Annotated in this window: 12 protein-coding genes; 6 read left to right on the top strand and 6 right to left on the bottom strand. The window is 73.3% G+C overall.

Annotation, left to right across the window (positions count from 1 at the left end; all coding sequences use genetic code 11):
* Nucleotides 1-45 precede the first annotated feature (45 nt).
* Both V6R91_RS14005 and V6R91_RS14000 read left to right on the top strand, forming a co-directional pair.
* The gene (locus V6R91_RS14005; protein ID WP_067245132.1) at nucleotides 46-516 is read left to right on the top strand and encodes a DUF4442 domain-containing protein; all 471 of its coding nucleotides are present in this window, start codon (nucleotides 46-48) and stop codon (nucleotides 514-516) included.
* A gap of 49 nt (nucleotides 517-565) precedes the next feature.
* Nucleotides 566-1,846 carry an APC family permease gene (locus V6R91_RS14000; RefSeq protein WP_271061616.1) on the top strand — a complete coding sequence of 427 codons (1,281 nt, stop codon included), beginning with the start codon at nucleotides 566-568 and terminating at the stop codon, nucleotides 1,844-1,846.
* Here the strand turns inward: V6R91_RS14000 and V6R91_RS13995 are convergent.
* On the bottom strand, nucleotides 1,785-2,588 hold the full coding sequence (locus V6R91_RS13995; protein ID WP_336395780.1) for an AraC family transcriptional regulator: 804 nt from the start codon (nucleotides 2,586-2,588) through the stop codon (nucleotides 1,785-1,787). The two genes, V6R91_RS14000 and V6R91_RS13995, sit on opposite strands and share 62 nt — an antisense overlap.
* A gap of 157 nt (nucleotides 2,589-2,745) precedes the next feature.
* Between V6R91_RS13995 and V6R91_RS13990 the strand changes: the two genes are divergently transcribed.
* The gene (locus V6R91_RS13990; protein WP_336395779.1) at nucleotides 2,746-3,294 is read left to right on the top strand and encodes a VOC family protein; all 549 of its coding nucleotides are present in this window, start codon (nucleotides 2,746-2,748) and stop codon (nucleotides 3,292-3,294) included.
* On the opposite strand, the gene V6R91_RS13985 is transcribed toward V6R91_RS13990, so the two are convergent.
* From V6R91_RS13985 to V6R91_RS13970, 4 genes are all read right to left on the bottom strand, one after another.
* Nucleotides 3,278-4,111 (bottom strand): SGNH/GDSL hydrolase family protein, encoded by an 834-nt coding sequence (locus V6R91_RS13985; protein WP_336395778.1) that lies wholly within the window; start codon nucleotides 4,109-4,111, stop codon nucleotides 3,278-3,280. The two genes, V6R91_RS13990 and V6R91_RS13985, sit on opposite strands and share 17 nt — an antisense overlap.
* A gap of 90 nt (nucleotides 4,112-4,201) precedes the next feature.
* Nucleotides 4,202-5,500 carry a histidine--tRNA ligase gene (locus V6R91_RS13980; protein WP_336395942.1) on the bottom strand — a complete coding sequence of 433 codons (1,299 nt, stop codon included), beginning with the start codon at nucleotides 5,498-5,500 and terminating at the stop codon, nucleotides 4,202-4,204.
* A 96-nt stretch (nucleotides 5,501-5,596) separates the two neighbouring features.
* The gene (locus V6R91_RS13975; protein WP_336395777.1) at nucleotides 5,597-6,292 is read right to left on the bottom strand and encodes a MazG family protein; all 696 of its coding nucleotides are present in this window, start codon (nucleotides 6,290-6,292) and stop codon (nucleotides 5,597-5,599) included.
* Nucleotides 6,289-7,461 (bottom strand): Na+/H+ antiporter NhaA, encoded by a 1,173-nt coding sequence (locus V6R91_RS13970; protein WP_271062648.1) that lies wholly within the window; start codon nucleotides 7,459-7,461, stop codon nucleotides 6,289-6,291. The genes V6R91_RS13975 and V6R91_RS13970 overlap by 4 nt, the downstream gene beginning before the upstream one ends.
* Before the next feature lie 197 nt (nucleotides 7,462-7,658).
* On the opposite strand from V6R91_RS13970, the gene V6R91_RS13965 reads away from it, so the two are divergent.
* Nucleotides 7,659-10,262: a phosphoenolpyruvate carboxylase gene (locus V6R91_RS13965; protein ID WP_336395941.1), complete on the top strand. Its 2,604-nt coding sequence runs from the start codon at nucleotides 7,659-7,661 to the stop codon at nucleotides 10,260-10,262.
* A 164-nt stretch (nucleotides 10,263-10,426) separates the two neighbouring features.
* Nucleotides 10,427-11,752, top strand: coding sequence for an NADP-specific glutamate dehydrogenase (gene gdhA / locus V6R91_RS13960; protein ID WP_271062650.1), 1,326 nt, complete (start codon nucleotides 10,427-10,429; stop codon nucleotides 11,750-11,752).
* Between the two features lie 204 nt (nucleotides 11,753-11,956).
* Here gdhA and V6R91_RS13955 read toward each other — a convergent pair whose 3' ends face one another.
* Entirely contained in the window at nucleotides 11,957-12,553 is a 597-nt protein-coding gene (locus V6R91_RS13955) for a gamma carbonic anhydrase family protein (protein WP_336395775.1), read from the bottom strand.
* A 225-nt stretch (nucleotides 12,554-12,778) separates the two neighbouring features.
* On the opposite strand from V6R91_RS13955, the gene V6R91_RS13950 reads away from it, so the two are divergent.
* Nucleotides 12,779-14,446, top strand: coding sequence for a DUF5979 domain-containing protein (locus tag V6R91_RS13950; RefSeq protein WP_336395774.1), 1,668 nt, complete (start codon nucleotides 12,779-12,781; stop codon nucleotides 14,444-14,446).
* Nucleotides 14,447-14,572: the final 126 nt, after the last annotated feature.

Raw genomic sequence — 14,572 nt, 5'->3', positions numbered from 1 at the left:
TCCAGAGAAGTCGGACGCAGACCCGAGACGATCCACACTGGATCCATGCGCATCACCCCTCGCCGTCTCGCCGTGGGCATGAGCCTGTGGATCCCCAACCTGTTCAGCGGCATCCGCGTCCGCCGGTTCAGCGACGACTGGACCCACGCGACCGTGGAGCTGCACGTCAACGTCTTCACCCGCAATTACGTCAAGACCGCCTTCGGCGGATCCATGTCCGCGATGACCGACCCGTACTTCTTCATGCTCGTCATGCACCAGCTCGGCCGGGACTACGTGGTGTGGGACACCAAGGGCGAGATCGAGTTCCTCAAGCCGGGACGCGGGGTCCTGACCGCGCAGTTCCACGTGCCGACGGAGCAGGCGGACCGGATCCGGGAGCGAGCACGGGGCGGCGCCAAGGTCCTGGAGTGGTTCGAGACGGAGATCACCGACCGATCCGGCGACGTCGTCGCGCGGGTCCGCCGCGAGGTCTACGTCCGCGAGAAGAAGCGGGTGACCGCCGCCCGCGCCTGAACACCGGGCACGACACCGCCCGTTCACCGCGTCGTGCCACGATGGGCGGGTGCCGCTCGCCCGCCGACTCACCCTCCCCGACGCCGTCTCCATCGGGCTCGGATCCATGATCGGCGCGGGGGTCTTCGCGGTCTGGGGTCCGGCGACGGGTGCCGCCGGGCAGGCGCTCGTCATCGCCCTCGTGATCGCGGCGGTCGTGGCGTACGGCAACGCGACGTCCTCCGCACAGCTCGCCGCCGCCCATCCCGTCTCGGGCGGGACCTACGCCTACGGCCGCGCCGAGCTCGGTCCGTGGTGGGGCTTCATCGCCGGCTGGTGCTTCGTCATCGGCAAGCTCGCCAGCTGCGCGGCGATGGCCCTGACCTTCGCCGCCTACGCCGCGCCGGCGGCATGGCGCACGCCGGTGGCGCTGGCGGCCGTGGCGGCGCTCACCGCGGTCACCTGCGTCGGGATCACGCGGACGGCCCGGCTGACGCAGATCCTCGTCGCCGTGACCCTGACCGGGCTCGCCGCGGTCGTCGTCGCCGCCGGGACGACCCTGTCCCACGCCGCGCCCGCGCCGCTGCCGGATCCCACCGTCTACGGCGTCCTGCAGGGCGCCGGCCTGCTGTTCTTCGCTTTCGCCGGTTATGCGCGCATCGCCACCATGGGCGAGGAGGTCGTCGACCCCGCGCGAACGATCCCGCGGGCGATCGGCATCGCCCTGCCCGTCGCCCTGGCCGTCTACGTCGTCGTCGGTGGGGCGGTCCTGCTCGCCCAGGGCGGAGCCGTCGTCGGCTCCGCCTCGCCGCTCGCCGACGTGGTGTCGTCCGCCGGATGGGGACCCGCCGGTGACGCGGTCGTGCGCGTCGCCGCCTCCGCCGCCTCCCTCGGCGCCCTGCTCGCCCTGCTGACCGGCATCGGCCGGACCTCGCTCGCGATGGCCCGCGAGCACGACCTTCCCGGGTTCCTCGCCCGGGTGGACGCGCGTCATCATGTGCCGGTGCGGGCGCAGCTCGCCGCGGGGGCGGTCGTGCTGGGGATCGTCGCCGTCGCGGACGTGCGCGGCGCGATCGGGTTCTCGTCGTTCGGCGTGCTCCTGTACTACTTCGTCGCGAACGCGGCCGCGCTCGCGCAGGGACCCGGGGCGCGGCGCTACCCGCGGGCGCTCGCGGTGATCGGGGCCGTCGGCTGCGCCGTGCTCGTGCTGACGCTGCCCCCGGCGTCCGCCCTCGCGGGCACGGGGGTGGTGATCGTCGGCGTCCTGATCCGCGCGCTGCGGCTCCGGTTCACGCCTCCTCCGGCGTCCCCGCCGACCTCCCCGACACCGAGCGGTACTCCGACGGGGTGAGCCCGAGCACCGCCCGGAACTCGTTCGCCAGGTGCGCATGGTCGGCGTATCCGTACTCCGCCGCGAGCGCGGCGAGGTCGGCCGCGCGTCCCGCACGCACCGCCTGAGCCGCCTCCTGCAACCGGCGCCGGCGGATGATCGCGGCAGGGGGCAGGCCGACGAACCGGTGCGCCATCCGCTGCAGTGTGCGGACCGACACGGACAGCCGCGCCGCCGCCTGCTCGGGCGTCCGCACCGTCGCGTCGCCCAGGAGCAGGTCGACCATCGCGTTCGCCTGTCGGGCGGCCTCCCCCGGCGGCCCCGAGCGGGCCGCCAGCCACGTGCCCGTCGCCGCCGCGGCGCGCTCCCGGTGTCCGTGGCCCGACGCCATCGCGGCGCACACGGCGGCGTGCAGGTCCGGGGCGTCGAGAGGGCGTCCGCTGTCGACGAGGGCCGCCGGGTCGGTCGCGAGGGCGGCCGTCGCCGCGGGGCGCAGCAACGCGCCGACCGCCCACCCTCGTCCGCGCAGTTCGCGCCGTGCGGCCCGCGTCGTCGGGCCCACGAGCGACACCCCCTGCGGCTCCACCACGAGGTTCGCCGCCGGGTAGCCGATGACGTCCTGCGGGGAGGACTCCTCCGGACCGAGGTCCCACTCCGGGATCCAGTACCAGGAGACGAGGTCCCGTGCCTCCGCCGCAGGAGGCAGCCGGTGGAAGGTCGGGAGCCGGGCCGGGTACAGCACGCCGCGAGTGGGGTCGACCATGCGCCCAGCGTAGGCCGAACCCGGTTCGGGGCTCGTTTCGGGGATCCGGGGCCCGATTCGGGGCGATCCGGCCCCGAAACGCGCCCCGAACCACGCCCGTCCGAGGTTGTCGCGAAACTGCAAGCCCGGCCGGGCCGGGCCGGCCTACCGTGGCGGCATGACGAACGCCGACACCGACACCCCTCGCACCGCCACCCCGCGCACCGGCGTGACCGGGCGCCACACGGCCGACGGCCGTCCGCACTCGGCGACCTCGTTGACCCCGTTCCTCGCCCTCCCCCGGGCGGCGGACGCCATCGCGTTCTACCGGGACGTCTTCGGCGCCCGCGTCGTGGACGTCACCGAGTTCGGCGGCGCCGTCGCGCACGCGGACCTCGACTTCGGCACCGGGCTGCTGCAGCTGGGGGAGCCGAACCCCGAGTACCACCTGGTCGCCCCGCCGGCCGGCGAGGAGGACTGCTACTCGATGGGGCTGTACGTCCCGGACGTGGACGCGGTGGTCGCGCGCGCCGTCGCCGCCGGGGCCGTGGTGCGCGAGGCGCCGAGCGACTTCGTCTCCGGCGACCGCTACGCGAGCATCCGGGATCCGTTCGGCGTGCGCTGGTCGGTGATGACGCGGATCGAGGACCTCTCGGAGGAGGAGAGCGCCCGCAGGGTCGCCGAGTGGGCGGCCTCGTTCTCCGCCGGCGTCACCGCCGAGGCCTGAGCGCGGCCGGGCCCGTTCGGGCGAGAGCGGTGTGCGCCGCGCGCTCGAGGACAGGGAGCAGCGCCTCGGCCGTGCGCCGATACCCGAGGGCGCTCGGGTGGAAGCGGTCCATGCTGAACATCTCCTCCGGCTCGGCGAAGAACATCGGCCCGACCGAGCGGCGCAGATCCACCGGCACGGCACCGGTTCGCCGCGCCGACTCCGCCTGCGCCCTCGCGAGGCGCCGGGACTGGCGGGAGATGAGGCTCCGCAGCGGCTGCGGCACCGGACGCAGCGCCCCGAGGTCGGGACACGTGCCCACCACCACCTCGGCGTCCCGGCGCCGCAGCCGCGCGATCGCGTGCTCGAGATGGCGGGCGGAGACGGACACGGGGATGCGATGGGTCACGTCATTGCCCCCGACGACGATCACCGCCACGTCGGGACGGTATCCGTCCGGGAGCCGGTCCAGCTGCCCCTCCAGGTCCGGCGACTCCGATCCGACCACGGCGCCGGTCCGCAGCCGGACCGGCTGTCGGAGGCGTCGCGCCAGCCCCTTGGCGAGCCGGCCGCCCAGCGTCTGCTTCCGGTGCTCCGCGCCGAGCCCCGCCGCCAGGGAGTCGCCGAGGACCAGGAGCTCGACGGGACTCCCCTCCATGCGACGCCGCCACACGCGATCGGCGTCCAGCGCCTCCTCCCCCAGCGGCTTGCCGATCCGGCGGCGGGCGATCGCGGCCTGCCGCGCCAGGGCGGCTCTCGTCGCGACCAGCGATGCCGCGGTCAGCACGAGCACCGACGTGCCGGTGATCGCCGCGCTCCGCGCCCGTTCCGACTGCATGTGCTCATGACAGCGCGCGGACGTGAACGGACGGTGACCTCGCCCCCCGGGCAGGACAGGCCCCGTCCGGTCAGGACAGGCGTCATCCGGTCAGGCCAGGGGCTTGGACGCGAGCGTCCCCGGCGCGTCTCCGGCGCGGACGGTCGCGAACGCCGAGTAGCCGTCGGCGGCGGCCCGCTCCAGCAGCGCCTTGAGGTTCTTGGTCCGGCGCTCCAGTCGCACGCGGGACACGGCGTCGTCCGCGAGCAGCGCGGCCTTGTGCGCCAGCAGCTCGGACACCGGGACGTCGGCGTCGTGCACGAGCACCACCGCCGTCTCCTGCACCGCCTCGGCGCGGGTGACGAGGTCGACGATCCGCTCGAAGCCGATCGAGAAGCCGACCGCGGGGACCTGCTGTCCGAGGAACCGCCCGATCATGCCGTCGTACCGTCCGCCCCCGCCCAGGGAGTAGTCCACGGACGGGTGACCGAGCTCGAAGATCGTGCCCGTGTAGTACCCCATGCCGCGCACGAGGAACGGGTCGAACACCAGCGGGATCGGGTCGATCGCGTCGGCCGCCGACGGCCGGGCGGCGGCCACGGCCTCGCCCAGGCCCACCATGTGCGCCACGATCTCGTCGGACACCCCCTCGGGAAGGGCCGCGCGGATCTGCCGTTCACCGTACGGGTGGTACTCCGTCGTCCGGGGCCGGCGGAGGAACGCCTCGAAGGCGTCTACCGCGGCAGCGGTCGCCCCCCGCTCGCGGAGCTCCGCGATGACGCCGTCCTCGCCGATCTTGTCCAGCTTGTCGATGGTGATGAGCACACCCGGACGCTCGTCGTCGCGGAAGCCGAACGCGTCCAGCATTCCATCCAGCGCCCGGCGGTCGTTGACACGGACCACGCCGCCCTCGAGCCCCAGCGCGTCGATGGTGTCCAGCGAGGCGACCATGAGCTCGGCCTCGGCGCGGGGAGAGTCGTCGCCGATCACGTCGATGTCGCACTGCACGAACTGGCGGTATCGGCCCTTCTGCGGGCGCTCGGCGCGCCAGACCGGGCCGATCTGGATCGAGCGGAACACCCCGGGGAGCTGCCCGCGATTCGTCGCGTAGAACCGCGCGAGCGGGACCGTCAGGTCGTAGCGCAGACCGAGGTCGGACAGCTGCGCCATGTTGTCGGCCGCCTGGCCGATCGCCGCGCCGATCCGCTGGATCGCCTCGGCGTCGAGGCCGCGGCGCAGGATGGTGAACGACAGCTTCTCGTTGTCCCCGCCGATCCCGGCGTGCAGCCGGTCGTACTCCTCGACCACGGGCGTCTCGATCTCGTCGAAGCCGTGCGCCCGGTAGCGCTCACGGATGACGGAGAGCACGCGCTCACGACGCGCCTTGTCGGCGGGCAGGAAATCGCGCATCCCGCGCGGAGGGTTCACGGTGGCCACGGATCCATCTTCCCAGGTCGCGTGAGCGACCCCGCTCGCGGGGTGCTCGTCACCGGACGCCGACGCGGCTCAGTCCGCGGCCTCGGCGGCGCGCACCTCGTCCTCCACCGTGCGCAGCCGCTCGCGCAGCGCCCGTTCGGCGTCCCAGCCGTGGGCGCGGGCCGTCTCGACGAGGGCGAGCAGCGCCTCGCCGAGCTCCTCCTCGCTGGCCGGGCGCTGGACGTCGGGGACCCCCGGATCCGCGGTGCCCGGCTCGGCCGGCGACCGTCGCACCGCCTCCGCGCGGCCGAGGATCTTCTGCGCGCGGGCGAGCGCCGGCATGGCGCGCGGCACCCCGTCCAGGACGCTGCGTCGCTCCCGCTTCTCCGCCGCCTTGGCGGCGTTCCAGTGCACGAGGACCTCTTCCGGCGTCGTGGCGACGGCGTCGGCGAACACGTGCGGGTGGCGGCGCACCATCTTCTCGGAGAGCGTGCGGGCGACGTCGTCGATGTCGAACGGGTCCTCCGGGTCCTGCGCCGCGACGGCGGAGTGGAACAGTACCTGCCACAGCAGGTCGCCCAGTTCCTCGCGCAGCTCCGCCCGGTCGCCGGTCTCGACGGCGTCGATCAGCTCGTGGGACTCCTCCACGAGGTACGGCACGAGGTCCCGATGGGTGATCCGCTGCGACCACGGGCAGTCCTCGCGGACGCGGCGCATCACCTCCGCGGCCGTCCGCAGCGGATCGGCCGCGGATCCGCCGCCGGCGATGCCGCGCACCTCGCTCATGCGGACTCCGTCCCGACCGCCGCGCGCCGGAAGTGTCGCGCCCGCAACGACACCAGCACCGCGGACAGCAGCAGGGCGATCACGGACCCGGCGAGGACGCCGAGGATCGCCTGGTCCCGCACCGCCGGGTCGCTCGCAAAGGCGAGGTTGGCCAGCAGCAGGGAGACGGTGAAGCCGATCCCTCCGAGCGCTCCGGCCGCGATGAGGTCGGGCAGCCGCAGGGACGGGGCGGTCCCGCGCGGGCCGATCCGCATCGAGATCCAGCCGAACACCGTGATCCCGACGATCTTGCCGACCGGCAGCGCGAGGAGGATCCCCCAGAACGCCGGGGACAGTCCGCCGCCGGAGACGGTGGGGATCACCACGAAGGCGGCCACGAAGGCGAACAGCGGCAGGATCAGCCCGTTCACCGTCGGCTCCAGCCCGTGACGCACCCGCTCGGCCGGGACCGGCGCCATGACGAGCCCCAGCAGCACGCCGGCGATGGTCGCGTGGATGCCCGACGACGCCACGAGTCCCCAGGTGACCACGCCGACGACGCCCATGGTCACCGCGATCCCGGCGTGGCCCGAGGCGTGCAGCCACCGGCTCAGGAGCCAGAAGGCCACGACGCCGACGAGGGCCAGCCCGAGCAGGAGCAGGTCCACGTCGTGGGCGAAGAGCACGGCGATGAAGACGATGCCGATGATGTCGTCGAGGATCGCCAGCGCGAGCAGGAACACCCGCATCGCCGGCGGCAGGCCGCGGCCGAACATCGCCAGGACCCCGAGCGCGAAGGCGATGTCGGTCGCCGTGGGGATCGGCCAGCCCGCCGAGGTCTCCGCGCCCCCCGCGATCAGGAGGTACACCGCGATGGGGACCAGGACCCCGCCGGCCGCGGCGATCGCGGGCTGCACGGCCTTGTGCGGACTGTTCAGCTCCCCGTGGGTGAGCTCGTGCCGCAGCTCGATCGCGACGACGAGGAAGAACACCGCCAGCAGCCCGTCCGAGATCCAGTGGGCGACGGACAGGTCCAGGGCCGTGCCCGGGATCGCGATGTGCGCGTCGAGGACCCCGGCGATCGCGTCGTGCGTCGGGAGGTTCGCCAGCAGCAGTCCGATGCCCGCTGCCACGAGCAGGAGGACGGCGGGGAACTGCTGGCCGCGGAGGGGATTCGCCGAGATTCGCATCCCCTTCATCGTATGGCCGGCGCCCGCCGCCACGCGGGGACCGGCGATCCGCATCGTCGACGATCCCGCGACGTAACGACGGGGAAGACACGCCCACGGAGCGGGCTACGCTCGGAACCGTGACCCCCGAACCCACCCACACCGAGGCCATCCGCGTCATCAGCCGTTTCGAGGCCTCCGACGGCATTCCGGAACCGATGCGCGCCGACGTGCGGATGCTGGGAGCCCTGCTCGGCCAGGTCCTGCGCGAACAGGGCGGGGACTCCCTGTTCGAGGACGTGGAGCGGCTGCGGCTGGCGACGATCCAGGCGTACGCCGAGGAGAGCTCCGACGCGTTCGAGCGCGCCACGGCGATCGCCGAGAGCTTCAGCGTCGCGCGTGCCGACGAGGTCGCTCGCGCCTTCACCGCCTACTTCCATCTCGTGAACCTCGCCGAGGAGCACCAGCGCGTGCGCGTGCTCCGCGAGCGAGCGGGCCAGCCCGGTCGCGAGGCGGCGGCCGACACGGTGGCCACGGCGTTCGCCCGCCTCCGCGACGAGGTCGGGGAGGACGAGGCCCGAGCGCGGCTCACGGCGCTACGATTCCACCCGGTGTTCACCGCGCATCCCACCGAGGCGCGGCGGCGCGCGGTGTCGTCCAGCATCCGGCGCCTGGCCCGGCTGCTCGTGGAGCACGACGCGGCGAGCCCCGGCGGCGCCGAGGAGCGCCGCGCCCGACGCCGCATGCTCGAGGAGATCGACACGCTGTGGCGGACGGCGCCGCTGCGCGCCGAGAAGCCCACGCCGACGGACGAGGTCCGCACGGTGATGAGCGTCTTCGACGAGACCCTGTTCACCACCGTGCCGCACGTCTACCGCCGCATCGACGACGAGCTGCGCGGGGAGGACTCCGGCAGTTCCGCCCCGCTCGCCCCCGCCTTCGTGCGCATCGGCTCCTGGGTCGGCGGGGACCGCGACGGCAACCCGTTCGTGACCGCCGCCGTGACCCGGGAGGCCGCCGAGATCGCGTCCGAGCACGTGCTCCGCGGGCTCGAGCAGGCGATCGCGCGCATCGGCCGGACCCTGACGCTCGACGCCGAGGGCACGCCGCCGAGCGTCGCGGTCGTGGGTCTGTGGGAGCGGCTGAGCGCCGCGGACGCCGAGGCCGCCGCCGAGATCGCCAAGCGCTCTCCCTCCGAGCCGCACCGGCGGGTCCTCCTGCTCATGTCGCGCCGTGTCGCCGCCACCCGCCGTCTGCAGGGCGGGGCCGCGGACGAGCGCGCGTACTCCGGGCCCGAGGAGCTGCTCGCGGACCTGCGGGCCGTGCAGGAGTCCCTGCACGCCGCGGGCGCCGACCGCCATGCGTTCGGCGGGGTCCAGCACCTCATCTGGCAGGTCGAGACGTACGGCTTCCACCTCACCGAACTGGAGGTCCGCCAGCACTCGCAGGTGCACGCGCAGGCCCTCGCCGAGCTCGAGGCCGGCGACGCGATCAGCGCCCGCACCGAGGAGGTGCTGGAGGTCTTCCGCGCGGTCGCGGACATCCAACGCCGGCACGGCCTGCGCGCCGCGGGACGCTACGTCGTCTCGTTCACGCAGTCCGCCCAGGACCTCGCGAACGTCCACCGGCTGGCGGCGCACGCCTTCCCGGACGGCGACGGCCCGGTCCTCGACGTCGTCCCGCTGTTCGAGACGTTCGCCGATCTCCAGGCCGCCCCGGGGATCCTCGCCGAGGTCGTCGATCGCCCCGAGTTCGCGGCGCGTCTGGCGCAGACCGGACGCCGCCTGGAGGTCATGCTCGGATACTCGGACTCCTCCAAGGACGTCGGGCCCGTCGCCGCCAACCTGGCGCTGTACGAGGCTCAGGCGCGGATCGGCGACTGGGCGAACGAGGCCGGGTACGAGCTCACCCTGTTCCATGGCCGCGGAGGCGCGCTGGGGCGCGGCGGCGGACCGGCGAACTCCGCGATCCTCGCCCAGCCGCCGCACTCCGTCGAGGGGCGCTTCAAGCTCACCGAACAGGGTGAGGTCATCTTCGCGCGCTACGGCGAGCCGGCCATCGCGATGCGCCACATCGACCAGGTCGCCGCGGCGACCCTGCTGGCCTCCTCGCCGACGGTGGAGGAGCGCACGCGCGAGGCCGCCGACCGGTTCGCCGAGGTCGCGGCCACCATGGACGCCGCCTCGCGCGAGCGGTTCTTCGCCCTGGTGCGCGCCGAGGGCTTCGCCCCGTGGTTCGCCACCGTCACGCCGCTGGAGGAGATCGGCCTGCTCGCCCTGGGGTCCCGCCCCGCGCGCCGCGGGCTCTCGGTGGAGTCGCTGGAGGATCTCCGTGCGATCCCGTGGGTGTTCGCCTGGACCCAGGCGCGGATCAACCTCGCCGGCTGGTTCGGCCTCGGCACCGCGCTGGAGGCGGTCGGCGACGAAGACCTCCTGCGCACGGCCTATCGGGAGTGGCCGCTGCTGGGCACGATGATCGACAACGTCGCCATGAGCCTGGCGAAGACCGATGAACGGATCGCCCGCCGCTACCTCGAGCTCGGCGACCGGCCGGAGCTCGCCGCCATGGTGCTGGAGGAGCTCGCACTGACCCGGGAGTGGGTGATCCGGCTCACCGGCGGCCACGAGCTGCTGGAGAACAAGCCGGTGCTGCAGCGAGCCGTGAAGATGCGCAGCCCGTACGTCGACGCGCTCTCGCTCCTGCAGCTGCGCGCCCTCCGTGGCCTCCGCGACGACGCCGGCCCGGCGGACGATCCGGAGCTCAAGCGCCTCCTCCTGCTGTCCGTCAGCGGGGTCGCCGCCGGCCTGCAGAACACCGGCTGACCCCGTGCGACCGACCGTACGGAGCGCGGTAGGGTGAAAACTCGCCCCATCCGGCCTCCTTCCGCGCGACACGAACGCGCCTCCAGACTCGTCGTCCAGAAAGTCCCCTTCGCGTGACCGACACTCTTTCCCCCACCACCGATTTCCATCCGCTCGCGGACTCCGTGCAGCCGGTGTTCGACACCGTCCTGGCTCGGAGCCCGCACGAGCCGGAGTTCCACCAGGCGGTGCACGAGGTGCTGCACTCGATCGCCCCCGTGCTCGAGCGCAACCCCGGCTACCTCGACGCGGGCGTGCTCGAGCGTCTCGTCGAGCCCGAGCGACAGATCATGTTCCGGGTGCCGTGGATCGACGACGCGGGGCGCCTGCAGGTGAACCGCGGCTACCGCATCCAGTTCTCCTCGGTGCTCGGCCCGTACAAGGGGGGCCTGCGCTTCCACCCCTCCGTGAACCTCTCGATCATCAAGTTCCTCGGCTTCGAGCAGATCTTCAAGAACGCGCTGACCGGCCAGGGCATCGGCGGCGGCAAGGGCGGGTCGGACTTCGATCCGCACGGCCGCTCGGACGCCGAGGTCATGCGCTTCTGCCAGTCGTTCATGAACGAGCTGTACCGTCACCTCGGCGAGCACACCGACGTCCCCGCGGGAGACATCGGCGTGGGCGCCCGGGAGATCGGGTTCCTGTTCGGGCAGTACCGGAAGATCACCAACCGTCACGAGTCCGGGATGTTCACCGGCAAGGGGACGGGCTGGGGCGGCGCCGAGGTGCGCACGGAGGCGACCGGGTACGGCGCCGTGTTCTTCGCACAGGAGATGCTCGCGGTGCACAGCGAGTCGCTCGAGGGCAAGCGGGTCGGCGTGTCCGGCTCCGGCAACGTCGCCCTCTACGCGATCGAGAAGGCCACCCAGCTCGGCGCCAAGGCCGTCACCGCCTCGGACTCGTCCGGGTACGTCGTCGACGACGCGGGCATCGACCTGGGCCTGCTCCGCCAGCTCAAGGAGGTCGAGCGCGCTCGCATCGTCGAGTACGCGAACCGGCGCCCGAGCGCGCGCTTCGTCGAGGGCGGCAGCGTGTGGGAGGTCCCGGTCGACATCGCCGTGCCGTCCGCGACGCAGAACGAGGTGAGCGCAGCGGACGCCGAGGCGCTGATCGCGGGCGGCGTCCGTGCGGTCTCCGAGGGCGCCAACATGCCGTGCGTCCCCGAGGCCGTCGACCTGTTCCAGAAGGCGGGCGTGCTGTTCGCCCCGGGCAAGGCCGCGAACGCGGGCGGCGTCGCCACGTCGGCCCTGGAGATGAGCCAGAACGCGGCGCGCCAGCGGTGGAGCTTCGCGGACAGCGAGCGCAAGCTCCGCGGCATCATGGCCGACATCCACACGGCCTCGTTCCGTGCCGCCGAGCGTTACGGCGTGCCCGGCGACTACGTGGCCGGCGCGAACATCGCCGGATTCGAGCGCGTCGCGAACGCGATGATCGCCCAGGGCGTCATCTGACCCGATCCGTTCCTCTCCTCGAGACCCCCTCTCGCCGCCGAAACCCCCTCAGGAACGCGCGTTCCTGAGGGGGTTTCGGCGTGCAGAGGGGGTCTCGACGAGGAGACAGGCGAGGAGATGGGACGGACGGACCCAGAAGCCGCAAGGATCAGAGGGGGTGGGAGGGGTCAGTGCACGTGGGAGGGGTCAGTGCACGTGGGTGGCTCAGAGCGCGCGGTCGTCGGCGTGCCGGGCCAGGGAGCTCGCGTAGCGCTCCGTGAGCTGGACCATCAGATCGGGCGTGTCCCTGTCCACGCCGAAGACGTAGCCCGGGAAGTCCAGCTCCGGCTGCGCCTCCGCGATCTCCTCGTGGCGGTCGGGCGAGAGCAGGCGCGCGGGGTCGCCCACCGCCACCCAGCCGATCGGCACGACGGTGCCCTCGGGGAGGACGCTGCGCCGATGCACGATCGCGTTCACGCGCACCTCGCTGCGGCGGCCGATCCGGGCGCCGTTGAACACGCGGGCTCCGGAGGCGAGGAACACCTCCTCCCCGATGTCCGCCCCCGCGACGCTGGAGAGCGTGCCCAGCAGGGAGTGATCGCCCACGTGCACGGCGTCCGCCGCGGTCGCGCGGATCAGCGCGTTCTCCATGACGATGACGTGCTCCCCGAGCCGGATCGGTCCGCCCTCCGCCGTGATCACCGCTCCATGGAGCACCTGGCAGTGCGGCCCGATCTCCACGTCGCCGGACACGACGGCGGTGGGAGCGACGACGGCGGTGTCGTGGATCCGGGGGCGAGCCCCGAGGTGCTCGTACATCATGACCGTCAGCGTACTCCGCGCCCTCCGAGGGGACGGCCCCACGGAATCGCCTTCCGGGATTCCGTCATTTCGGCGTAACGGATGGCGCGATCGGGGTTCTCTTCCTGTGAACACGGGGCGGGGGACGCGCTCGCACGGGCGCGGCGCCTCGTGGCCTATGGCGGTCGTGGGAACCGCCGTACCGCACCGGCGGGTCACCCGCCGCGAGAGGACTGGGGACACATCATGTCGAGAATCGACGTCAGACGCTGGGGACGACGAGCGGTCGCGGCGATCATCGCGGCCGGGATCGTGGTCCTCGGCATGACCGCACCGGCGCACGCCGCGCCGCCGTACGCGTCGGAGGCCGTCCTGGACGACGTCCGCTTCACCGAGGAGTCGGTGCCGTCCGGGTCGAGCGCCCGCCTGGAGGCGTCCTGGTCCCTGCCGGATGACCCCGCCACGCCCGCGGGGTTCGTCGTCGACCTCCCCGAGGGCCTGCGCGGGCTCACCGACGCCTTCCCGCTCCTCGCTCCGGACGGGACCGAGATGGGGCAGTGCACGGTGACGGAGACGCAGCTGTTCTGCGACATCGACACCGGCTACATCGAGGCGCACCCGTGGAATCTGCACGGCTCGTTCGAGTTCTGGGTCGAGGTCACCACCGAGGTCTCCGAGGAGACCGTGGTCGAGTACCGGTTCGACGACGTCCCCGCGACCGTCGTCGTCACTCCCCCTCCGGCTCCGTGCACCGAGTCCTGCGACTTCACCGGCCGCGACAACGGCAAGTGGGGCTGGTACGACCGCGAGAACGACCTGATCTTCTGGACCGTCGCCGTGGCCGCTCCTCGCGACGGCATGGCCGGAGGCGAGCGGATCACCGTCACGGACATCCCGGGTCCCGGACAGGAGCTCGTGATGGACGGCGCCGAGACCGGCCGGGTGATGGAGACCGATCGACTGGTCGTGGGCGAGAACGGCTACGAGTGGCCGGGCGACTGGACCGTGAAGCCCGCGGACGAGGTCACCGTCTCCCCCGACGGGACCACGGTGTCGTTCGTCGCCGAGAAGGGCTGGTTCTACGAGGTGAAGTTCACCACCCGCGTCGTCGACGGCGGAGCGCAGGGCGAGTACGGCAACCGCGCCGAGGTGACGATCGGGACCGAGAGCACGGTCCCGGTGGCCTCCACCGTCGTCCGGCAGGGCGGCGGCGGGACCGGGCAGGGCGAGGGCGTCGGGCGCTTCTCCGTCGCGAAGCGGATCGAGGGCAGCGGTGCGGCCCTCGTCCCGGGCGACGCCACGTTCACCGTCGACTACGACTACCCCGCGGGCGACGGTTTCCCGGCAGGATCCGGGTCCCTGGTGATCCCGGCGGACGGGACGCCCGTCGAGAGTCCGGATCTCCCTCTCGGCGCGGTCGTGACCCTCGCCGAGCGGACGCCGGATCCGGTGGACGGCGGCGTCTGGGGCGACGCGCGTATCACTCCCTCGTCCTTCACGGTGGGTCCGGAGACCACCGTGGCCGTCGTCGTGACGAACACGCTCACGACGACTCCGGAACCGACGCCGACGCCCGAACCGACTCCGGAACCGACGCCCGAGCCGACTCCGGAGCCGACGCCCGAACCGACTCCGGAACCGACGCCGGCGCCCGAACCCACCCCGGAGCCGTCTCCCACGCCGGCGCCGGAGCCCTCGGGCACGCCGACCCCGTTCGTCCCCGCGCCGGAGCCGACTCCCCCGGCACCGGGCGCGAACCGACCGGGCGGGCTTCCCGCCACCGGTGGCGGCATCGATCCGAGCGTCCTCGTGACCGCGACGATCCTGCTCCTCGGAGGTGCGACCGCCCTGGCCGCGACGGCCGTGCGTCGGCGCGGCGCCTCGCCGGTCCCCGTCTCCCCCGACGAGGGCTGACCACGACGCGCCGCGAGGCGACGGAGGGGCGGGGCCGTGACGGCTCCGCCCCTCCGTCGTCCGCGCCCGTGCGCTGCTAAGGTGACGGCATGCAATGCCGGTGAATCCCGTCCCCGACCCGCCGTG

The organism is Microbacterium sp. CCNWLW41 (assembly GCF_037083505.1).
This window is presented reverse-complemented; position numbering and strand designations above follow the sequence as displayed.